The organism is Pseudomonas shiyinii (assembly GCF_056725765.1).
Genome location: NZ_CM161522.1, coordinates 3,888,889 through 3,910,281, shown reverse-complemented (window position 1 = coordinate 3,910,281; position 21,393 = coordinate 3,888,889). Strand labels below are relative to the sequence as shown.

17 protein-coding genes and 2 pseudogenes are annotated in these 21,393 nt (G+C 65.1%); 12 read left to right on the top strand and 7 right to left on the bottom strand.

Features of this window, described 5'->3' with window-relative positions; genetic code table 11:
* The first annotated feature begins 122 nt into the window (after positions 1–122).
* On the top strand, positions 123–605 hold the full coding sequence (locus ACXHGZ_RS17645; RefSeq protein ID WP_480460727.1) for a glutathione peroxidase: 483 nt from the start codon (positions 123–125) through the stop codon (positions 603–605).
* Between the two features lie 219 nt (positions 606–824).
* Here the strand turns inward: ACXHGZ_RS17645 and ACXHGZ_RS17640 are convergent, their stop codons facing one another.
* A complete protein-coding gene (locus tag ACXHGZ_RS17640) occupies positions 825–2,042 on the bottom strand; it encodes a glycosyltransferase family 4 protein (RefSeq protein ID WP_480460725.1) in 1,218 nt (405 codons plus the stop codon).
* Positions 2,043–2,097: 55 nt separating this feature from the next.
* Here ACXHGZ_RS17640 and ACXHGZ_RS17635 point away from each other — a divergent pair.
* Together ACXHGZ_RS17635 and ACXHGZ_RS17630 are read left to right on the top strand one after the other, a co-directional pair.
* A pseudogene (locus ACXHGZ_RS17635) lies at positions 2,098–2,931 on the top strand (PAS domain-containing protein); the annotation flags it as partial.
* Between the two features lie 162 nt (positions 2,932–3,093).
* Positions 3,094–3,525 carry a methyl-accepting chemotaxis protein gene (locus tag ACXHGZ_RS17630; RefSeq protein WP_411969659.1) on the top strand — a complete coding sequence of 144 codons (432 nt, stop codon included), beginning with the start codon at positions 3,094–3,096 and terminating at the stop codon, positions 3,523–3,525.
* 59 nt (positions 3,526–3,584) lie between these two features.
* On the opposite strand, the gene ACXHGZ_RS17625 is transcribed toward ACXHGZ_RS17630, so the two are convergent.
* Together ACXHGZ_RS17625 and cysZ are read right to left on the bottom strand one after the other, a co-directional pair.
* On the bottom strand, positions 3,585–4,196 hold the full coding sequence (locus tag ACXHGZ_RS17625) for a hypothetical protein (protein WP_480460723.1): 612 nt from the start codon (positions 4,194–4,196) through the stop codon (positions 3,585–3,587).
* 81 nt (positions 4,197–4,277) lie between these two features.
* Positions 4,278–5,027 carry a sulfate transporter CysZ gene (cysZ, locus tag ACXHGZ_RS17620; RefSeq protein WP_084858543.1) on the bottom strand — a complete coding sequence of 250 codons (750 nt, stop codon included), beginning with the start codon at positions 5,025–5,027 and terminating at the stop codon, positions 4,278–4,280.
* A 327-nt stretch (positions 5,028–5,354) separates the two neighbouring features.
* On the opposite strand from cysZ, the gene trxB reads away from it, so the two are divergent.
* Positions 5,355–6,317, top strand: a complete 963-nt coding sequence (gene trxB / locus ACXHGZ_RS17615) for a thioredoxin-disulfide reductase (RefSeq protein WP_224456886.1) — start codon at positions 5,355–5,357, stop codon at positions 6,315–6,317.
* A gap of 35 nt (positions 6,318–6,352) precedes the next feature.
* Here the strand turns inward: trxB and nadC are convergent, their stop codons facing one another.
* A complete protein-coding gene (gene nadC, locus ACXHGZ_RS17610) occupies positions 6,353–7,201 on the bottom strand; it encodes a carboxylating nicotinate-nucleotide diphosphorylase (protein ID WP_084858541.1) in 849 nt (282 codons plus the stop codon).
* 246 nt (positions 7,202–7,447) lie between these two features.
* Between nadC and ACXHGZ_RS17605 the strand changes: the two genes are divergently transcribed.
* The 5 genes and pseudogenes from ACXHGZ_RS17605 to ACXHGZ_RS17585 all read left to right on the top strand — a co-directional run bounded on the left by ACXHGZ_RS17605 (position 7,448) and on the right by ACXHGZ_RS17585 (position 13,305).
* Positions 7,448–9,601, top strand: a complete 2,154-nt coding sequence (locus tag ACXHGZ_RS17605) for a DUF1631 domain-containing protein (protein WP_480460721.1) — start codon at positions 7,448–7,450, stop codon at positions 9,599–9,601.
* Between the two features lie 75 nt (positions 9,602–9,676).
* Positions 9,677–10,243 (top strand): 1,6-anhydro-N-acetylmuramyl-L-alanine amidase AmpD, encoded by a 567-nt coding sequence (ampD, locus tag ACXHGZ_RS17600; protein ID WP_480460720.1) that lies wholly within the window; start codon positions 9,677–9,679, stop codon positions 10,241–10,243.
* Positions 10,240–11,070, top strand: a complete 831-nt coding sequence (gene ampE, locus ACXHGZ_RS17595; protein WP_480460719.1) for a regulatory signaling modulator protein AmpE — start codon at positions 10,240–10,242, stop codon at positions 11,068–11,070. The genes ampD and ampE overlap by 4 nt, the downstream gene beginning before the upstream one ends.
* A 216-nt stretch (positions 11,071–11,286) precedes the next feature.
* A pseudogene (locus tag ACXHGZ_RS17590) lies at positions 11,287–12,402 on the top strand (methyl-accepting chemotaxis protein); the annotation flags it as partial.
* The gene (locus ACXHGZ_RS17585) at positions 12,376–13,305 is read left to right on the top strand and encodes a methyl-accepting chemotaxis protein (RefSeq protein ID WP_480464087.1); all 930 of its coding nucleotides are present in this window, start codon (positions 12,376–12,378) and stop codon (positions 13,303–13,305) included. The pseudogene ACXHGZ_RS17590 and the gene ACXHGZ_RS17585, both read left to right, overlap by 27 nt.
* Before the next feature lie 14 nt (positions 13,306–13,319).
* Here the strand turns inward: ACXHGZ_RS17585 and ACXHGZ_RS17580 are convergent, their stop codons facing one another.
* Together ACXHGZ_RS17580 and cra are read right to left on the bottom strand one after the other, a co-directional pair.
* Positions 13,320–14,096 (bottom strand): TatD family hydrolase, encoded by a 777-nt coding sequence (locus ACXHGZ_RS17580; RefSeq protein ID WP_480460718.1) that lies wholly within the window; start codon positions 14,094–14,096, stop codon positions 13,320–13,322.
* 2 nt (positions 14,097–14,098) lie between these two features.
* Positions 14,099–15,094 (bottom strand): catabolite repressor/activator, encoded by a 996-nt coding sequence (cra, locus tag ACXHGZ_RS17575; RefSeq protein WP_480460717.1) that lies wholly within the window; start codon positions 15,092–15,094, stop codon positions 14,099–14,101.
* 285 nt (positions 15,095–15,379) lie between these two features.
* Between cra and ptsP the strand changes: the two genes are divergently transcribed.
* Genes ptsP through ACXHGZ_RS17560 form a run of 3 tightly spaced genes read left to right on the top strand, consistent with a single transcriptional unit; the run spans position 15,380 to position 20,914 of the window.
* Entirely contained in the window at positions 15,380–18,232 is a 2,853-nt protein-coding gene (gene ptsP / locus ACXHGZ_RS17570) for a phosphoenolpyruvate--protein phosphotransferase (protein ID WP_480460716.1), read from the top strand.
* 1 nt (position 18,233) lies between these two features.
* A complete protein-coding gene (gene pfkB, locus ACXHGZ_RS17565; protein ID WP_480460715.1) occupies positions 18,234–19,181 on the top strand; it encodes a 1-phosphofructokinase in 948 nt (315 codons plus the stop codon).
* The gene (locus ACXHGZ_RS17560; protein WP_480460714.1) at positions 19,178–20,914 is read left to right on the top strand and encodes a PTS fructose-like transporter subunit IIB; all 1,737 of its coding nucleotides are present in this window, start codon (positions 19,178–19,180) and stop codon (positions 20,912–20,914) included. Before pfkB ends, ACXHGZ_RS17560 begins: the two co-directional genes overlap by 4 nt.
* 106 nt (positions 20,915–21,020) lie before the next feature.
* On the opposite strand, the gene ACXHGZ_RS17555 is transcribed toward ACXHGZ_RS17560, so the two are convergent.
* Positions 21,021–21,248: a DUF3820 family protein gene (locus tag ACXHGZ_RS17555; protein WP_480460713.1), complete on the bottom strand. Its 228-nt coding sequence runs from the start codon at positions 21,246–21,248 to the stop codon at positions 21,021–21,023.
* Positions 21,249–21,393 lie beyond the last annotated feature (145 nt).

Sequence of the window (21,393 nt, the reverse complement as noted above, 5' to 3'; positions counted from 1 at the left end):
TCGCCAGGCGCTCGGGCAAGCCGTTTTGCCTTCCTTGGGGAAGGCCGACGGTTTGGCTGCGCGCCTTTTTAGTGGGCGCGATTCGCCCCTGCGACCATCGGGAACCTGAGAGGGGAGTCATCATGAGTGCGTTTCACGACCTGACGTTGAAGGCGCTGAACGGCGAGGAACTGCCCCTCGCACCGTTCAAGGGCCAGGTGGTGTTGGTGGTCAATGTCGCCTCCAAGTGTGGCCTGACGCCGCAATACAAGGCCCTGGAGAACCTGTACCAGGTCTACAAGGACAAAGGCTTCAATGTCCTGGGCCTGCCGTGCAACCAGTTCGCCGGGCAAGAGCCGGGCAGCGAAAAGGACATCCAGGAATTCTGCAGCCTCAACTACGGGGTGAGTTTCCCGCTGGGCGCCAAGCTCGAGGTCAACGGGCCGCAGCGTCATTCGCTGTATCGCCTGCTGGCGGGCGAGGGCGCCGAATTTCCGGGGGATATCACCTGGAACTTCGAAAAGTTCCTGGTGGGCAAGGACGGGCGCGTGCTGGCCCGTTTCGCACCGCGTACCGCACCGGATGATCCGGCGGTCGTGCAGGCGATCGAGAAGGCCTTGGGCTGAATACCAGGGGGCTATTGCGGGACAAGCAGCGGCGCAATCTCGGTGGGAGCAACTGTCTTGAGTTGCTTGCCCTGACTCTATCGCCGGCAAGCCGGCTCCCACAGGGATTTCGCAAGTCTTGAAAGCGGCGCAATCTCGGTGGGAGCAGGCCGGGCTGCTCTTCAGGCCTGCGCTGTACCTGTGGGAGCGGGCTTGCCCCGCGATGGGGACTTGAGGCGATCAACCGTGCGGTGCTGTCGAGCCCGGCTTGGTCGCCAACGCACCATTCACTGCTCCGCCATCCTGGCTGGCAACCTGACGGCACGCACCGGCCAGATATCCCTCGAACTGCTCGATGATCGTGGGCCAGCCTTGTCGACTGGCATGCTGGCGTGCATTCAGGCGCACCCTGCGCAAGGTTTCGTCTTCCTCCAGCAGCCAGCACGCCGCGTCGATGAACCCCGCCTGGTCACCCGGCATCGCCAGGCCCCCGCTATGCCCATGGCGGATATGCTGGGCGGCGGCCGCTTCGTCGTAGGCGACCACGGCCAGGCCTGAGGCCAATGCCTCGAGCACCACGTTGCCGAACGTCTCGGTCAGGCTGGGGAACAGGAACAGGTCGCCGCTGGCATAGTGCTCTGCCAGCGCTTCGCCCCGCTGCGCACCGCAGAACACGGCATCGGGCAGCGACTGCTCAAGGCGCTCGCGTTGTGGCCCGTCGCCCACGACCACCAGGCGCATGCGCCGCTGTGGATAAGCCTTGTGCAGCGCGTCCATGCAGGGCTGCAACAGCCCGAGGTTCTTCTCCGCAGCCAGGCGGCCGACATGGATCACGGCGATATCGTCCGGCCCCAGGCCCCATGCCTGGCGCAACGCTTGGCTACGCCGGGCCGGGTTGAACAGGCAGGCATCGACCCCTCGTGCCATCAGCCCGAGGCGTTCGAAGCCCCGGCGCTCGAGCTCCAGGCGCTGACTGGCACTGGGCACCAGGGTGACCGCGGTGCGCCGGTGAAACCATCGCAGGTAATGGGTAAGCAGGCGGGTCAGCAAGCCCAGGCCATATTGCCCCGAGTATTGCGGGAAGTTGGTATGAAAGCCGCTGACCACGGCGATGCCCAGGTGGCGCGCGGCACGCAGGGCGCTCAGGCCCAACGGGCCTTCGGTAGCGATGTAGAGCACATCCGGGCGTTGCCGACGCCAGCGTCGTACCAAGGTGCGCTTGGTTGTTTCCCCCCATTGCAGACCCGGGTAGCCGGGCAACGGCCAACCGCGGCAGAGCAACAGGTCGTCGGTGTCACGACTGGCGTTGTCGCTGGCCTGGCGAGGGCGTACCAACTCCACCTGGTGCCCGCGTTGACGCAAGCCATCGCTGAGGCGGCCAAGGGTATTGGCCACGCCATTGATTTCGGGTGGAAAGGTTTCGGTGACCAGGGTGATGCGCAGGGGCGGTATGTTCATGACAAAAGTGTCCGCCTGGGCTGTTGCGTTCATGTGACAGATTCGTGGCTGGCCGATGACGCGGGTTTTGCCCGTGCGAACATTTCCTTGCGGGCCACTCAAGAATCCTTCGGGGCCAGCCGATGCAGAAGTATCCAACGGTCGGGGTGCGCTCCCGGGAGCGGTCATGTTCAACAGCAAACTCAAAAAAGAAATCCAGCAACTGCGCGAGGACCTGATGTCCGTCGAGCAGGTCAAGAGCAGCCTCGACAGTGAGATGCTGGTCTTGCAGCTTGGCCCTGACGGACGTATCGAGTCGGTCAACAGCAACTTCGAACAGGAGATGCTTTATCGCGCCGAACAGCTGATCGGGCGCAATATCGAGGACATCGTCCCAGCCCATGTGAAGCAGCTGGACTTCTACCAGCGCATGAAAGGCGCCATCAGCCGTGGCGAGCACCTCAACGGCGCCTTCCGCCTGCTGCGTGGCAATGGCCAGGAAGCCTGGCTGCGTTCGATCCTGCAACCGGTCAAGAGCAGTGACGGGCGAATCCGCTATTTCAGCCTGCATTCGAGCGACCTCACGCGCACCATCGAGACCTCTCGCGAGCACGAAAGCCTGATCAAGGCCTTGATGCGTTCGACCGCGCTGATTGAGTTCAACCTGCAAGGCGAGGTGCTGACCGCCAATGACCGTTTCCTGCAGGCCATGGGGTATTCCCTGGAGCAGTTGCGTGGCAAGCATCACCGTATTTTCTGTGAACCTGAGGAAGCCAATTCGCCAGCCTACCAGGCCTTCTGGGACAAGCTGCGCCGTGGCGAATTCGTCGCCGACCGGTTCAAGCGCATCGACGCCCATGGTCGAGTGGTGTGGTTGGAGGCATCCTACAACCCGATCATCGATGCCCATGACGTGCTCTACAAAGTGGTCAAGTTCGCAACCGTGATCACTGACCAGGTCAACCAGGAGCTGGCTGTTGCCGAGGCTGCGGACATCGCCTACAACACATCGTTGGGCACCGATGCCAGCGCGCGCAAGGCCACGGGTGTGGTGACCCAGACCGTCGATGTGATGCGTGGCCTGGAGCGTTCCATGCAGGACGCGGCCCAAGGCATCCAGGCGCTGGATACACAATCTCGGGTGATTGGTTCGATCATCAAGACCATCAGCGACATCGCCGGGCAGACCAACCTGCTGGCGCTCAACGCGGCTATCGAGGCGGCGCGGGCAGGCGAGCAGGGTAGAGGCTTCGCGGTGGTGGCCGACGAGGTGCGCCAGCTGGCCTCGCGTACCAGCACGGCCACCGACGAGATTGCCAAGGTGGTTCTGCAGAACGAGCAACTGGCCCAGGCGGCGGTGGATATCATCGACACCAGCAAGCGCCAGGCTGAGCAGGGGTTGGCGTTGGCCGCCGATACTGGTGGGGTGATCGTCGAGATCCAGGAAGGTGCGCAGAAGGTGGTGGATGCGGTAGGGCGGTTTTCCAGCCAGTTGAGCCTTTGAGCGAACGCTGAAAAAGGCCTGCGCCGCAAACTGCGCGCAGGCCCGGGGTATTTCAGGCGTCAGGCGATCACACCTACCGTCATCATGATGTCGAACGTTTCTTGCAGGGCGGCCCAGAAGGTGCCGTCGGTATCGGCAAGCACCTCGCCTGTGCGATGGTCTTCATACTCGACCAGCGCCGGCTTTTGCAGGTTTCCGGTAATCAGTGCCCAGGTCAGGAACATGGCGGCAGGGGAGCGCTCGGAGAAATCATCCTTGATGTGGATGAGCCAATCCCCCGAAGGATCCAGACCATGGTTCGACAGGACGTCCTGAAAAACGAAGTGCACATGCGTCTGCACTTTGTCGAATGCTTCGTGCTCCGCATTGGTGAGGTCCGGCCCCTCCTTACCCACGCGACCACGCAGGCCCAGCGGGCCCAGTGGGTCGATGGGACCTAATGACGAGCCTATGATCTCGAGTGCACCGGACTGGTCGAGCTTGGCGGGTTCTTCCGGCGCTTCGCGTTCAGGCTCGACAGATTCTTCAGGATGTTCAGGCTCCGGCTCGGCAGAGTCTTGTGGTGCTTCCAGTTCCGCCTCGGCAGGCTGTTCAGGTTCTGCCGTCATGGGAACGCTTTCATCAGTCCCCTCGTCCTGAACATCCACCTTCAACTTATCATCGTCAATCATCTGGTCATCCTCCAAAGATGCGCACCACAGGGTGCCGGCGATGATTGAGCCACTGATTCGAAGCCCGCCTAGGGTATATAACTACCGCGGGTTCTGTTTACCGGACGCGCCCTCCCGCACCCAGAACAAGGTGGCACCCGCCACCGCCGCCGGCATCATCACCACGTTCACCAACGGAATCATCAACGCCAGGTAGGTAATGCCGCCAAAGCCCAGGCTCTGCCAGCGCTTCTCGCGCAGCCAAGCGAGCATGTCCTGCCAGCTCATCTTGTTGTTGTCGGCCGGGTAGTCGATGTACTGGATAGCCATCATCCATACCCCGAAGATCAGCCACAGCGGTGCGGCCACCACATTGACCACCGGGATCAACGAGAGAATGAACAGGCCGATGGCCCGCGGCAGGAAGTAGCCCAGCTTGCGCATTTCGCGGCCCAGGGTACGTGGCACCATGGCGATCAGCTCACCCCAGCTGAAGGCGGGGAAGGTGTCCTCGCCGCGCACCACCACCTCGACCTTTTCCGCGAGGAAGCCGTTGAACGGCGCCGCGATGATGTTGGCCACCAGGGTGAAGGTGAAGAACACCATCAGTATCACCAAGGCGACGAACAGCGGCCAGAGAATGTAGGTGAGAAAGCTCAGCCAGCTCGGCAGGGTGGGCATCAAGGCATCGACCCATAGGCTGAACTGGTGCCCGGCAAAATAGATGAGGCCGCCGAACAGCAGCAGGTTGACCGCCAGCGGCAGCAGGACGAACAGCCGCAGGTTCGGGCTCATGACCAGTTTCAGCCCTTCGCGCAGGTACTGGGGGCCAGAGAGGACAGGGGCTTGCATCGAGACGCTCCGGATCAAAGGGAAAACGCGCTGACCTTACCCGAGTTTGCCCGCACGACGAAAGGCGCCAATCCTAGAAGCAATGGGCTGTAACAAAAGCGAGTGAAGATTTTCTATCGGTTTTCAGCTTGGATAGAAGCACTCTATAAGGTGGATTGTCGAAGGATATTTCCTTAATCTCTGCGACCTCGCTACAGTGCGCTCAACTTTTGGTTTCGGATCTACGCGTTGTAGCCTTCCCCAAGTGCTGCGTGGGTCCCTTTTAATTCCAGCCGGTGCTGCCGGCACACCGATGCCGGCCCGCGGCCGCCTCGACAGGAGTTCGACATGTCTGAAGTACGTCATTCGCGCGTCATCATTCTCGGTTCCGGCCCTGCCGGTTACAGCGCTGCGGTCTATGCCGCCCGCGCCAACCTCAAGCCGCTGTTGATCACCGGCATGCAGGCTGGCGGCCAGCTGACCACCACCACCGAAGTCGACAACTGGCCAGGCGACCCCCACGGCCTGACCGGCCCTGCGCTGATGCAGCGCATGCAGGAGCATGCCGAGCGCTTCGAAACCGAAATCGTCTTCGACCACATCAATGCCGTGGACCTGGCCAACAAGCCGTTCACCCTCAAGGGCGACAGCGGCACCTACACCTGCGATGCCCTGATCATCGCCACCGGTGCCAGCGCCCGTTACCTGGGCCTGCCGTCGGAAGAGACTTTCATGGGCAAGGGCGTTTCGGCCTGCGCCACCTGTGACGGTTTCTTCTACCGCAACAAACCGGTCGCCGTGGTGGGCGGTGGCAACACGGCCGTGGAAGAGGCGCTGTACCTGGCCAATATCGCCAGCAAGGTGACCCTGGTACACCGTCGCGATACCTTCCGCGCCGAGAAGATCCTGGTCGACAAGCTGCACGCCCGTGTGGCCGAAGGCAAGATCGAGCTCAAGCTCAACGCCACCCTGGACGAAGTGCTGGGTGACGACATGGGCGTGACCGGTGCCCGCCTGAAGAACAACGATGGCAGCAGCGACGAAATCAAGGTCGACGGCGTATTCATCGCCATCGGCCATACGCCGAACACCTCGCTGTTCGAAGGCCAGCTGACCCTCAAGGACGGCTACCTGGTGGTCAACGGTGGCCGTGAAGGCAACGCCACCGCCACCAACGTCGAAGGCGTGTTCGCTGCAGGCGACGTGGCTGACCACGTCTATCGTCAGGCGATCACCTCCGCCGGTGCCGGCTGCATGGCTGCACTGGACGTCGAGCGTTACCTGGACGGCCTGGCCAACGCGTCGTTCTAAGCTCTGTAATGGGGCCGCTTTGCGGCCCCAGTCGTTTACAGGCTAAGGCGCATGGACAGATCCACCGCCTTCACATCCTTGGTCATGGCACCAATGGAGATGTAGTCCACTCCCGTCTCGGCAATCACCCGCAGGGTGCTTTCATTCACGCCGCCGCTGGCCTCCAGCTTGGCCTTGCCGGCGGTGATGCGCACGGCCTCGCGCATTTCATCGAGCGTCAATTCGTCGAGCATGACGATATCGGCACCGGCTGCCAGTGCCTGGCGCAGCTCGTCCAGGCTTTCCACTTCGATTTCCACCGGTTTGCCCGGCGCGATCTTGTGCGCCGCAGCAACCGCCTCGGCTACCCCGCCACTGGCCGCGATATGGTTTTCCTTGATCAGGAAGGCGTCATACAAGCCGATGCGATGGTTGTCGCAACCGCCACAGGTCACGGCATATTTCTGCGCCAGGCGCAGGCCCGGCAGCGTCTTGCGGGTGTCGAGCAGGCGCACCTGGGTGCCCTGCACCAGGTCGGCGAGAAAACGCGCCCGGGTAGCCACGCCGGACAACATCTGCAGGAAGTTCAGCGCCGTGCGTTCGCCACTGAGCAACGAGCGCGCCGGGCCTTCGAGGTGGAACAGCGCCTGGTTGGCCTTGGCCCGGTCCCCGTCGGCCACCTGCCAGTGTACGGCCACCCGTGGGTCGAGCTGGCGGAACACCGCATCGACCCAGGCGGTACCGGCGATGGTGCAATCTTCGCGGGTGATGATGGTCGCCTTGGCCAGGCGCTCGGCCGGAATCAGCTGGGCGGTGATGTCGCCGCTGCCGATGTCTTCCAGCAGCGCACGGCGCACGTTGGCTTCGATTTCGGCGGTCAGGTCGGCGAGGCGTAGGTTCGGCATGGTCGGCTCCACAAGCTAGGTGCCGGCGATTATAGGGCAGGGGGCCGACGTGTACAGCGCCAACCACACCGGTGACCTTTGGTCAGGACGAGTGAGCATTTCGCCGAACCCATGGTCAGTTGGGAGCGTAAGCAGATCACGCTAGAAGCTGTCAGATTTTTTACCGATAATGCGACCAGTATTTGGCGTCATGCTTTTGACTGGCTCAGGTCATTCGAACAGATCACCCCTATCAAGGAGTCCGGGATGCAGATAGAAGGCAAGGTGGTGCCGCTGGCGGCGGCCATCGATCGAGGGCCGCGTGCTTCCTTGCCTTGCCTGCCGCTCCCACTTCTGCAGGTGCGCGACCTGGCGGCGCTGCACTTGCGCCTGGGCCTGCAGACGCTGTTCGACAACGCCGACGACACCCTCTTCGAAATGGCTGACAAGGCCAGCGAACGGTTCGAGCAGAACCTGTACTTCGAGGCGATGCGCGACCTGCGCCTCAAGCGCAAGAATATCGAACGCGGGTTCCTTGACCGGTTTCACGATGCCTTCGCCCGGCTCAACCAGGCCGATGAGCGGCAATCGGGCGTAGCCGACCGCCCACGCAGCACTGTGCAACTGGAGCGCTCTGCGGCCGTCGAGGCGATGGTCGCGCGAGTATTGTCCCGGGATGGTCAGGCGCTCGAGCAACTGACGTTACGCTTCCAGGCCCTGCTCGAAACCCCTCTGGCCCAAAGGCTTGCGCTGGGGCCTGAGTCATTGTGCGACCACTTCCTGCAAGCCGGGCGCGACCTGGGGGTAGGGCCGAAGGTCAAGCTGGTCTTGCTGAAACTGTTCGAGCGCTATGTGTTGCGCGACATCGACCAACTGTACGAGCAGGCCAACCAGTTACTGGCCAACGCTGGCATATTGCCTGAACTCAAGGCTACGCCACGCCGCCGCGCCGAGGACCATCGGCCTCTGGAGCGACCGGCCACTGGCCTGGCCAAGGCCGACGAGCCCCAGGCCGACGATGCCAGCCAGGTATTCTTCGACGCGCTAACGCCCTTGCTGGCGCCACTGCGAGGCCGCATTGCTCCGCGGGTGCAGCAGGTGCCCGGCGCACAGCCGGTCAGCACCGCCGACCTGTTGCGGCTGCTCTCCCATCTGCAGCACTACGTGCCCACCACCTGTGAGGCCGATGACTTCGACCTGGGCCAGCAGCTGGAGCAACTGTTGTTGCGGGTGAGCGTGCGCAGCGGTACGCGCCGTTGCATCGCCACCGCCGATGAGGACACATTCAACCTGGTCGGCCTGTTGTTCGCATTCATCCAGAAAGATAACAACCTGCCTGCGGCCGTGCGCGAGCTGATCGAACGGCTGCACATTCCGCTGCTCAAGGTGGCGTTGCTCGACAAGGCCGTGTTCAGCCGTGCCAGCCACCCGGCCCGGCGCCTGCTCAACGAGATCGCAGCGGCTGCCATTGGCTGGGAAACCGGCAACGAGGGGCTGCGCGACAGCCTGCAACTGCGAGTGGAGCGTATCGTCCAGCGATTGCTCAACGAGTTCACCGATGATCCACGGCTGTTCAGCGAGCTGCTCGAGGACTTTCTTGCCTTCAGCCAGCAGGAACGCCGCCGCAACGAACTGCTCGAGCAACGCACCCGTGATGCCGAAGAGGGAAGGGCGCGTGCCTTGCAGGCTCGCCTGCAGGTGCAGCGCGAGCTGAACGTGCGCCTGCATGGCCGGGTTCTGCCGCAGGCGGTGGTGCACATGCTGGTCCAAGGCTGGAGCCAGGTCCTGCTGCTGGCCTGGCTCAAGCACGGCGAAGGTTCCGCAGCCTGGGCCGAAGGGCTGGCGACCATGGACGCGCTGCTGGCGAGCATTGCCCCGCACCACGAGCCCTCGGCGCGCGAGCGTTTGCTGCAGCAGGTGCCCGGGCTGCTCAAGGCCCTGCGCGAAGGCCTGGCGGGTGTGGTCATGGACGCGGTCGCTACCCGCGAATTCTTCCAGCAGCTGGAGCAATTGCACCTGGCTGCCTGCGTGGGGGCATCGGGCAGCGCTTGTGCCGTGGAGCACATGCTGGTGGCCGAGGAAGTCATCCTGGCGGTGGCCGACGAGCCAGCGTGCGGCCCTTTGCTGCAGCCGGACATGCAAGGGCCGGAGCTGGCCCAGGTGCAGCGGCTGAAGGTCGGTGCATGGGTCGAGGTAATGGATGACGACGAGCTGCTGCGCTGCAAGCTGGTCGCCAGGATCGACAGCCATGACCGCTTCGTCTTCGCCAACCGCACCGGCATGAAGGTGCGCGAGTGGAACCGTGCGGGGCTGGCCCAGGCCCTGCGCCGCGGCGAACTGCGCCTGCTGGACGACGGGCTGTTGTTCGAGCGGGCCCTGGAGGCAGTGCTCGGGCGCTTGCGTCGCCAGGCGGATCGCTGAACAATCATTTACATGCAAGCGCATCGGGTGCGGGGCATACTGGCTACCTCCCCGGCGATTTTCAGGAACTGCTCCATGCAATTGGACCGTGCGACAGGCTGGTTCTCCGGCGTTACCCATTGCCCCTCGCCCAACTTCAATGCGCGCCCTGAAGGCGAAGCCATTTCCCTGCTGGTCATCCACAACATCAGCTTGCCGCCGGCATGCTTCGGTACCGGCAAGGTGCAGCAGTTCTTCCAGAACCAGCTCGACCCAGGCGAACACCCTTATTTCCAGGACATCTGCCACCTCACCGTATCGGCGCACCTGTTCATCGAGCGTGACGGGGCGGTGACCCAGTTCGTGTCTTTGCTCGACCGGGCCTGGCATGCGGGTGTCTCGAGCTTCGATGGGCGTGAGGGTTGCAACGATTTTTCCATTGGCATCGAGCTTGAAGGCACCGACGAGCTGCCCTACACCGATGCCCAGTACGCCACCTTGGCGCAGCTGACCCACGAGATTCGTCGCGCCTGGCCGGTGATCGGCCCGCAGCGCATCTGTGGCCACAGCGATATCGCCCCGGTACGCAAGACCGACCCGGGCCCGGCCTTCGACTGGTGCCGCTATCGCGCGGCGCTGCAGTGCAATGAGGACAATGCATGAGTTTCCTGGTGTTGGTGCTGGTGCTTTGGGTCGAGAAATTCTCCGCCCTGCGCCAGCGGCTGCAACGTGATGGCTTCTTCCTGGGCGAGCTGGTGCGCCTGGAGCGCGGCGGCAAGGTACACCCCTGGTGGACTCTGGCCATTCTGGTGCTGGCGCCGGTGGCGTTGCTGGCTCTGCTGTTGCATGTACTGGAGCCGGTGGCCTATGGGTTGCTGGCATTGCCGGTGCATTTGCTGGTGCTGATCTACAGCCTCGGCCGTGGCGATGCCAAGGCGGCCCTGGGGCCGTTCCGGGATGCCTGGCGCCGAGGAGATGACCAGGCCGCGCTGCATGTGGCCGAGCGTGACCTGGGGTTGGCCGCCGACGATGCGCAAAGCTTGTTGATCCGAGTGCAGGGCCACTTGCTGTGGCAGGCGTACCAGAGCTTTTTCGCGGTGATCTTCTGGTACTTCCTGCTGGGACCTGGAGCCGCCCTGGCCTATCGCCTGCTGGCCCTGTGCGCGGGCAACAGCCGGCAACCGGCGCTCAAGGAGCGGGCCGAGCAGCTGCGCCATGCCATGGACTGGCTGCCGGTGCGGGTGCTGGCGTTGAGCTTTGCCCTGGTCGGCAACTTCGTCGCTGTGGTGCGGGTGATGCTGCACGAGCTGCTCAACTGGCACATCAGCGCCGGGCACCTGGTGGCGCGGGTCGGGCGGGTAGCTGATACGGTGCCCGAGGAAGAAGACAACCAGCGTGGGCTGGGGCGGCTGGACAGCCTCTGGGAGCTGCTGCTGCGTTGTGCGGTGCTGTGGTACGCGTGCTTTGCGCTGTGGACCGTGTTGGTCTGACGGGGCGTGCAGGTTTTGGGGCTGCCTTGCAGCCCTTTCGCGGCACAAGGCCGCTCCTACACGAGCGAGCTATCCACAGGCCGGTGAAGCCCAGCCACACAGCCTCGACTCCTGCTTAACCTTAAATTACAAACCTTGGATTCGTTCTGCGCTATACAGGTCGCCTGGCCATTAATGGCCTTGTGCTACCTCAAAGAATAAAAAGAATCCAAGGAGATGCGCATGCTGCGTTTGCTCTATCCGGCCATCGTCCTGATGGACCGGCTGAGCTTCGGCCTGAAGTTCAGCCTGATCAGCGCCCTGTTCTTTGTACCGATGCTGGTTACCAGTTTTTACCTGGTGCGCGGCGTCCATGACCAGTTCCATGCCACCCGCGTCGAGCTTCAGGGCCTGGCTCCTCTGGCGAGCGCCCTGGCCTTGCGCGGGGAGCTGGAAACCCTGGGCAATCTCTTGCAGATCAATGTGATGCTCGGCCAGTCGGGGCAGGCCGGCGACCTGGAACAACGTATTGGGCACAGTCAGGAGCAGGTCGCAGCGAAGCTGCAGGCGCTACTATTCGACGACCCACAACTGCAGGCCCGGCGCGACGAGGTGGGCGAATCGTTTGATCGGGCCCGCAACGAGTCTTCCCTGCAAAGCAAGGCGGCCCTGGTGGACAAACTGCTGGTGCAGGCCCAGGTGCTGGTCAAGCAGGTGGCCAGCCAGGTGGGCCTGGACCAGGACAGCCAGGCCTCGGTGCGCCACTTAAGCGAGGTGCTGGGTGTCGCCACGGGCCAGGTGACCCAGGCGCTAGGCGAGGGCCGGGCGATGGGCGCCATGGCCCTGGGGCGAGGCTTCATCGACTCCTCTGGCAGCGCCCGTTTCGAAGACTTGCTGCAACGGCTGGAGCGGCTGGCCGCCGACTACGGCATTCGACTGGACGAAGCCTTGGCCGCCGACCCGCAGGCCAAGGTCGCCCTGGCCGAGCTGGCCCAGGCCAGCCAGGCGACCATCAAGCAGGCGGCCGGCCTGTTCGAAGAACAGGTGGTGATGGCCGAGACCTTGGATGTGCCCTGGGCCGGGTTCTACCAGCAAGTCAGCGGGCTGATGGCACAGACCTACCGGCTCAACGACGCCATTCTCACTCACTTGCAGGTGCAGTTGCAGGCGCGCCTGGGCGAGCACCGGTTGCGCATGATTGCCCTGGTCGGCGCGCTGGCCGTGGTCTTCGCCTTGATCATCTACCTCGCCAGTGGCTTCTACGTTTCCATCCGCCAGACGCTGGGCAACCTCGGCTCGGCCATGGACAAGGTCGCCGCCGGGGACATGACCGTCAGTTTTTGCTCCCGCAGCCAGGACGAGCTAGGCGAACTGGGCCAGGGGTTCAACCAGACCGTGCAACGCATGCGCGAGCTGATCGGCCAGGTCAGCCGCACGGTCGGCCAGGTCGAGGAACAGGCCGGGCAGGTGCTGGCCGTGTCGGTACACAGCAGCCAGGCCATCGGCGGCCAGCGCGAGCAGATCGAGCAGGTGGCTGCGGCCATGAACCAGATGAGTGCCACGTCCCAGGAAGTCGCGCGCAGCGCAGCCCTGGCTGCTGAAGGCGCGCAGCAGGTCAATCGTGAAAGTGCCGCGGGCCGTGGCCTGGTGGAGAGCCAGCAGGGCAGCATCGCCCGCCTGGCCAGCGAGATCGACCACACGGTGGCCGCGGTCAACCAGTTGGCCGGCGACAGCCAGGCCATCGGCCGGGTGCTGGAAGTGATCCGCAGCATTGCCGAGCAGACCAACCTGCTGGCCCTGAACGCGGCCATCGAGGCCGCTCGGGCCGGCGAGCAGGGCAGGGGGTTCGCCGTGGTCGCCGACGAGGTGCGGACCCTGGCCAGGCGCACCCAGGATTCCACCGAGGAGATCGCCCAGATGATCCAGCGCTTGCAGGAGGGCGTGGGTGCGGCGGTCAGGGCGATGGGCAGCAGCCACCAGATGGCCGCCGGCACGGTGGACGAGGCTCGTCAGGTGCAACAGGCGCTGGGCAATATCCTTGGGGCGGTGGGTGGCATCGTCGAGCAGAACCAGCAGATCGCCGCCGCCGTCGAGCAGCAGACGGCGGTGGCCCACGATATCGACCAGAACATCGTGGCGATCAACCGCGCGGCCCAGGATACGACCCAGGGAGCCAACCAGACCGAGGATGCCAGCCGGAACCTGTCAGCCCAGGTGCTGGAGCTCAAACGGTTGATCGGGGCATTTCGTGTCTAGGTAATGGGCCGGTGCTACCAGCCGAACAACTCACAGGCATTTTGGGTACTGGCCTCAGCCAAGCGGTCGGCCTCGAGGCCCATCACCTCGGCCAACGCGCTGGCGATCTGCGGCAAGTGCTCCGGGCTGTTGCGCACCCCAGGGAACATCGACGGCGCCATGTCCGGCGCATCGGTCTCCAGCACCACGCTTTCCAGCGGCAGGCGTGGCAGCGTCTTGCGCAGGCGCAGCGCCTGGGGCCAGGTGGCGGCACCGCCCAGGCCCAGCTTGAAACCCAGCCGGATGTACTCGCGGGCTTCCTCGTAGCTGCCGGCGAAGGCATGGATGATGCCGGCGCGGGCGGGTTTGTAGCGCTTGAGGGTGGCGATCACCTGGGCGTGGCTGCGGCGCACATGCAGCAGGGCGGGCAGGGCAAAGTCGCAGGCCAGTTGCAGTTGCGCCTCGAACAGTGCTTGCTGGCGGCCCTTGTCCAGTTCCGGCAGGTAGAAGTCCAGGCCGAACTCGCCCACCGCGCACAGGCGCGGGTCGCCTCGCAGACGCTGCAGCCAGTCGCGCAGCTGAGCCAGGTGCTCGGGGCGGTGCTGGTCGAGATACACCGGGTGCAGCCCGAGCGCGGCATGCAGGTTGGGCGTGCTGCAGGCCAGGTCCCACACGCGTTGCCAGTTGTCCTGATACACACCCAGCACCACCATGCGCTCCACGCCGAGGGCCGCCGCGTTGGCCAGCAGGCGTTGGCGGTCGGCGTCGAAGTCGGGGAAGTCCAGGTGGGTGTGGGTGTCGATCAGGCGCATGGTCAACCTGCGCTGATGCGTTGTTTGAACATACGCGCCACGGCATGCACGCCGGGCTCGTAGCGTTTGTCTTCGATGGCGGCCAGGGCCAGTTCCAAGGCGGTGGCGGCAATCTGCCCGTGCTGCTGGGCCATGGCGTTGACCGGCAGAGGCAGGAAGTCCAGCAACTGGTTGTCACCGAAGGTCCCCAGCTGCAACTGGCGCGAATCGGCCGGGCGTGCCTGCAGGGTGTCGAACACACCTTGCAGCAGTACATAGGAGGTGGTGACCAAGGCATCGGGCAGGCCGCCGAAATCCTCGATCAATTGCTGCATCAGACGCTGGCCGCATTCACGGCTGAAGGCCTCGCCCTGGTAACGGCGTACCTGGCCCTCGAAGGGTTGCAGCGCTTCATCGAAACCGCCAGCGCGGGCCTGGCTGACCGACAGCTCCGGGCGCGCACCGATCAGGGCGATGGTGCGCGGGTGTGTGTCCAGCAGGCTCTGGGCCAATTGGCGGCTGGCATCGCGATCGTCGCTGATCACCGAGCAGAAGTACGACGGGTCCATGCGCCGGTCGATGGCGATCACCGGCAGCCCCTTGTCCTGTAGTTCGCGGTAGCTTTCGTCGTCCGGCGGCAGGCAGCTGGCAACGAACAGTGCATCGCAGCGTCGGGCGCGGAACAGTTGCTGCAACTGCCGTTCGCTGTCTGGTTGGTCGTCGCTGCTGGCGATCAGCAACTGGTAGCCACGAGCGCGGGCTCCTTGCTCGAGCTGCTTGGCGATACGGGCATAGCTGGGGTTCTCCAGATCCGGGAGAATGAAGCCCAGGGTCCGGGTGTGCCGGCTGCGCAAGCCGGCAGCCTGGGGATTGGGCGTGAAGCCGTGGGCCTCGACCACCGCGCGCACGCGCTCGACCGTGCTGTTGCTGATGCGCTGCTGTTCGGCCTTGCCATTGATGACGTAGCTGGCGGTGGTCACGGACACACCGGCCAGACGGGCGATATCGCTGAGTTTCACCGAATTTTCCTTGTTATTACCGGGGCTGCTGCAGAGCTTGACCGGGTAGTGTGACCCAAGGGCCAGGCCGTGCGCAGGCGACCATTGTCGCAATTGTCCGACAGGATGGGGCTTTTTCGTCGCAAGATTATCGAGTAACGTGGCCTCCTGGTCAGGTTAAACGATTCAGCAGGTGATTTTCCTGCCGCGGCTTGCCATCCGCGCAAGGTCGTCAAACTGGCCCTTTTCGTGAATTTCACAACAATACCTCAGTACCCGACCCCGGGGCTGCAAAAGGAGAAGGTCATGCTGGAGCTCGCTCAGGAGCAGATCGCCATGGGCCAGGTGGCCGCCGACAAGGCCCAGGCGTTGCGCCTGCTGGCCGATCGGCTGGTCGCTGATGGCCTGGTCGCCGAAGGTTACCTGCAAGGGCTCGAGGCCCGTGAGGCGCAAGGCTCGACCTTCCTCGGCCAGGGTATTGCCATCCCTCACGGCACCCCGCAGACCCGCGACCAGGTGTTCGCCACCGGTGTGCGACTGCTGCAGTTTCCCGAGGGGGTCGACTGGGGCGATGGCCAAGTCGTCTACCTGGCCATCGGCATCGCGGCCCGCTCGGATGAACACCTGCGCCTGCTGCAGTTGCTGACCCGAGCCCTGGGCGAGACCGACCTGGCCGAGGCCTTGCGCCGGGCCAGCTCCGCCGAGGCCCTGCTCAAGCTGCTGCAGGGCGCCCCCCAAGAGCTGGCGCTCGATGCGCAGCTGGTGGGCCTGAACTTGGCGGCCGAGGATTTCGACGAGCTGGCCTGGCGTGGTGCGCGCCTGTTGCAGCGCGCCGGGTGCGTCGAGGCAGGCTTTGCCAGCGTGCTGCAGCAGGCCGAGCCGCTGCCCTTGGGCGAGGGCCTGTGGTGGCTGCACAGCGAACGCCAGGTGCGCCAGCCAGGCCTGGCTTTCGTTACGCCACAGCAGCCGCTGCGCTATCGAGACCAGCCGCTCAACGGCCTGTTCTGCCTGGCCAGCCTGGGTGTTGCCCATCAGGCCTTGCTCGAGCGCCTGTGCGAGGTGTTGATCGAAGGCCGTGGGCAGACGCTCTACCAAGCCACCAACAGCCGCGACGTGCTCGAGGTGCTGGGCGGCGAGGCGCCGAGCGACTGGCCCAGTGCGCGCATCGTCCTGGCCAACCCCCACGGCTTGCATGCCCGGCCGGCGAAAGTGCTGGCGCAACTGGCCAAGGGCTTCGAGGGCGAGATCCGCGTGCGTCTGCTCGACAGCGGCCAGCCGGCGGTGTCGGCCAAGAGCCTGAGCAAGCTGCTGGGCCTCGGTGCCCAGCGTGGCCAGGCGCTGGAACTGATCGCCGAACCGAACATTGCCAGCGATGCGTTGCCGGTGCTGCTGGCCGCCATCGAACAGGGCCTGGGCGAAGAGGTGGAACCCCTGCCCGAGCAGGCCGTGCTTGTTGCACCGGTTGCCGTCGAAGCGCTGCAAGCCCCTGCCGCCGGCAGCTTGGTTCAGGGCATCGGTGCCGCGCCGGGCATCGCCAGTGGCCCGGCCCATGTCCATGTCGAGCGCGAAATCGACTACCCCCTGCGTGGCGAGTCGCCTGCTCAGGAGCGCCAGAAGCTACGCCAGGCCCTGGAGGTGGTGAATGCTGAACTGCAGGCCCTGGTGCAACGCAGCGACAAGGCCATCGGCGAAATCTTCGTCACCCACCAGGAAATGCTCGCCGACCCGGGCCTGGGCGATGAGGTCGAGCTGCGCCTGGCCCAGGGCGAAAGCGCCGCGGCCGCCTGGATGACCGTCATCGACAGCGCCGCGCGCCAGCAGGAGGCGCTGCATGACGCCCTGCTCGCCGAGCGTGCCGCCGACCTGCGTGACATAGGCCGGCGCGTGCTGGCGCAACTGTGCGGTGTCCAGGCCGTGCCCGAGCCCCAGCAGCCTTATGTGCTGGTGATGACCGAGGTCGGCCCGTCCGACGTGGCCCGCCTGGACCCGGCACGGGTGGCCGGTATCGTCACCGCACAGGGCGGTGCCACCGCCCACAGCGCCATCGTCGCCCGTGCCCTGGGCATCCCGGCGGTGGTCGGCGCAGGGGCGGCGATTCTGCTGCTGGAGCCTGGCACGCCTTTGCTGCTAGACGGTCAGCGTGGCCGGGTCAGCGTGGCGCCGCCCGCCGATGAGCTGCAACGTGCCCTCGCCGAACGTGACCTGCGCGAGCAGCGCCTGCAGGCGGCCTGGGCCAAGCGCCACGAACCTGCAGTGAGCCGAGACGGCCGCGCCATGGAGGTGTGCGCCAACATCGGCGAGAGTTCCGGCATCGACAAGGTGGTGGAGCAGGGCGCCGAAGGCGTCGGCCTGCTGCGTACCGAACTGATCTTCATGGCCCACCCCCAGGCACCGGATGTGGCCACCCAGGAAGCCGAATACCGCCGCGTGCTCGACGGCCTGGCCGGGCGCCCGCTGGTGGTACGTACCCTCGACGTGGGCGGCGACAAACCGTTGCCCTACTGGCCGATCGCCGCCGAGGAAAACCCCTTCCTCGGTGTGCGTGGCGTGCGCTTGACGCTGCAGCGCCCACAGGTGATGGAAGACCAGCTGCGCGCCTTGTTGCGCGCCGCTGACGATCGCCCGTTGCGGATCATGTTCCCGATGGTCGGCCAGGTGCACGAGTGGCGCGAGGCCAAGGCCATGGTCGATCGCCTGCGCGAGGAAATCCCGGTCGCCGACCTGCAGGTCGGCATCATGGTCGAGGTGCCTTCGGCCGCCTTGCTGGCACCACAGCTGGCCCGCGAAGTGGACTTCTTCAGCATCGGCACCAACGACCTGACCCAGTACACCCTGGCCATCGACCGTGGCCACCCAAGCCTCTCGGCCCAGGCCGACGGCCTGCATCCAGCGGTGCTGCAACTGATCGACATGACCGTGCGCGCCGCCCATGCCCAAGGCAAATGGGTCGGTGTGTGCGGCGAGCTGGCGGCCGACCCGCAGGCGGTCGCGGTGCTGCTCGGCCTGGACGTGGACGAGCTCAGCGTCGCCGCCCGCAGCATTGCCGAAGTCAAGGCACTGGTTCGCCAGGCCGATCACCAGACGGCCCGCGCCCTGGCGCGCGAGGCCCTGCAACAAGACAGCGCCGCCGCGGTACGGGCGCTGGTGGAGCGTTACTGAAATGGCCAAGATCCTCACCCTCACCCTCAACCCGGCGCTGGACATCACCGTCAGCCTGCAGGCCCTGCACCCGGGCCAGGTCAACCGTAGCCAGGCCCAGCACAGCCACGCCGCCGGCAAAGGCCTGAACGTGGCGCAGGTGCTGGCCGACCTGGGTCATCGCGTGACCGTGGGTGGCTTTCTCGGCCGTGACAACCTGGCGCCGTTCGAAGAACTCATCGCCTGGCGCGGTTTTACCGACTGCTTCGTTCGGGTGCCTGGCGAAACCCGCAACAACATCAAGCTGGTCGAGGCCGATGGTCGCGTCACCGATATCAACGGCCAGGGGCCTGAAGTCGACGAGGCCGCCCAGTCCGCCCTGATGCGGCGCCTTGAACAGGTGGCGGCAGAGCACGATGCGGTGGTGGTGGCCGGCAGCTTGCCAAGGGGTATCGATGCCCAGTGGTTCCAGGCGCTGTTGCTGATGCTCAAGGGCAAAGGCCTGAAAGTGGCCCTGGATACCAGCGGCGAAGCGTTGCGTGCAGGTCTCAAGGCCGAGCCCTGGCTGGTCAAGCCCAACACCGAGGAACTGGGCGAGGCGTTCGGTATCGTCATGCACAACCCGGCCGACCAGCGTGCGGCTGCCCAGCGCCTGTTGGCGTCGGGCATCGAGCACGTGGTGGTGTCCCAGGGCGAGCAGGGCGTCAGCTGGTTCGCCCAAGGCCTGGCCTTGCACGGGCAACCGCCCAAGGTGCGGGTGGCCAGCACGGTCGGCGCCGGCGATTCGCTGGTCGCCGGCATGGTCCACGGCCTGCTGCAAGGCGAGCCGGCCGGGCAGACGCTGCGCCGCGCCACGGCCATCGCCGCCCAGGCGGTGAGCCAGGTCGGCTTCGGTATCCGTGACCGGGAACAGCTGGCGCGCCTGGAAAGCGCCGTGCAACTGACAGAACAACAAGAGGGTTGCCGATGAACATCGCCATCATCACTGCCTGCCCCAACGGCCAGGTATCCAGTGTGCTGAGCGCGCGCCTGCTGTCGGCGGCCGCCCAGCAGCGGGGCTGGAGCACCAGCGTCGAGGTGCAGGACGCCGAACACCCCGAACGCTGCCTGAGCCCGGCGCAGATCGCCGAGGCCGACTGGGTGCTGGTGGTCAGCACCGGTGCGGTGGACCTTGCCCGTTTCGTCGGCAAGCGCGTCTACCAGAGCACGCCCGCCCAGGCCCTGGCCGACCGCGGCAGTTTCCTCGACGAAGCCGCAGCCAAAGCCCAGGTGCTGCAACCGCTGGACGCCGAGCAGGCGCCGCTGGCCGCTGCCGTGCCCAAACTCGTCGCGGTCACCGCTTGCCCCACGGGGGTGGCCCATACGTTCATGGCAGCCGAGGCGTTGCAGCAGGCCGCCAAGGAGCTGGGCTACCAGCTCACCGTGGAAACCCAGGGCTCGGTCGGCGCGCGCAATCCATTGCCTGCCGAAGCCATCGCCGAGGCCGACGTGGTGCTATTGGCCGCCGACATCGAGGTGCCGACCGCGCGCTTCGCCGGCAAGCGCATCTACCGCTGCGGCACCGGCATCGCCCTCAAGCAGGCCCGCGCCACCCTCGACAAGGCCTTGGCCCAGGGCAAGGTAGAGGCGGTGGGTGAGGCGACCGGCGAAGCCGTGAAAAAGGGCGAGAAGACCGGCGTCTACAAGCATTTGCTCACGGGCGTCTCGTTCATGTTGCCGATGGTGGTGGCTGGCGGCTTGCTGATCGCTCTGTCGTTCGTCTTCGGCATCGAAGCCTACAAGGAGCCCGGCACCTTGCCGGCGGCGTTGATGCAGATCGGTGGCGAGGCGGCCTTCAAGCTGATGGTGCCGTTGCTCGCCGGCTATATCGCCTGGTCCATCGCCGACCGGCCTGGGCTCGCCCCCGGCATGATCGGTGGCCTGCTGGCCAGCACCCTTGGGGCTGGCTTCATCGGCGGCATCGTCGCAGGGTTCCTGGCGGGCTACAGCGCCAAGGCCATCAGCCGCTGGGCGCGCCTGCCGAGCAGCCTCGATGCGCTCAAACCGATCCTGATCATTCCGCTGCTGGCCAGCCTGTTCACGGGCCTGGTGATGATCTATGTGGTCGGCCAACCCGTGGCGGCCATGCTTGAGGGCCTGACGCACTTTCTCGACAGCATGGGCACGACCAACGCCGTCCTGCTTGGGCTGCTGCTTGGCGGGATGATGTGCGTCGACTTGGGCGGACCGATCAACAAGGCGGCGTACGCGTTCTCGGTGGGGCTGCTGGCGTCGTCGAGCTACGCGCCGATGGCCGCGACCATGGCCGCCGGCATGGTGCCGCCGATCGGCTTGGGCATCGCCAGCTTCCTGGCCCGGCGCAAGTTCGCCCAAAGCGAGCGCGAGGCAGGCAAGGCGGCATTGGCGCTGGGGCTTTGCTTCATTTCCGAGGGCGCGATTCCGTTCGCCGCCAAGGACCCGCTGCGGGTGATTCCGGCGAGCATCGCCGGAGGCGCGTTGACCGGTGCCTTGTCGATGTACTTCGGCTGCAAGCTGATGGCACCCCATGGTGGCTTGTTCGTGTTGCTGATCCCCAATGCGATCAACCACGCGTTGTTGTACTTGGTGGCGATCCTGGCCGGAAGTTTGCTGACGGCGGTGGTATATGCGGTGATCAAGAAGGGCGAGCGGGTGGAGCTGGCGGTGGCGCCGGTAAAAGGCTGAGTCCTATTGAGGGGTCAATCGCCGGCAAGCCGGCTCCCACAGGTACGGCGGTGTCTCTGAGGGCGGCGCAGGGCAGGTGGGAGCCGGCTTGCCGGCGATAGCTGTTTCAAGGCTGGTGCCGCTGTTTGCGCCGCAACGGCACCAGCAGTTCCCCCAGCCCGTTGTGATCGATCTCGTGCATCAGGGCCAGCAACCCACCCAGCTCCCCGGCCGGGAACCCCTTGCGCGCGAACCACGCCAGGTAATCGCCTGGCAGATCGGCGATCAGGCGCCCCTGGTACTTGCCGAAGGGCATGGTGCGGGTAACCAGCAGTTGCAGGGATTCGGGTTTCATCGGATGGCCTGGCAGTGCAAAGCGCCGACCATACTGCAAAGTGCACGAACGCCCAAGCGGCAATCATGCAGAACGCCTCGTCACCGGCAGCTCATGACTGACGTAATTGGTTGTTTTTAAACGAAATTATCTTCTCGGCCGGCTT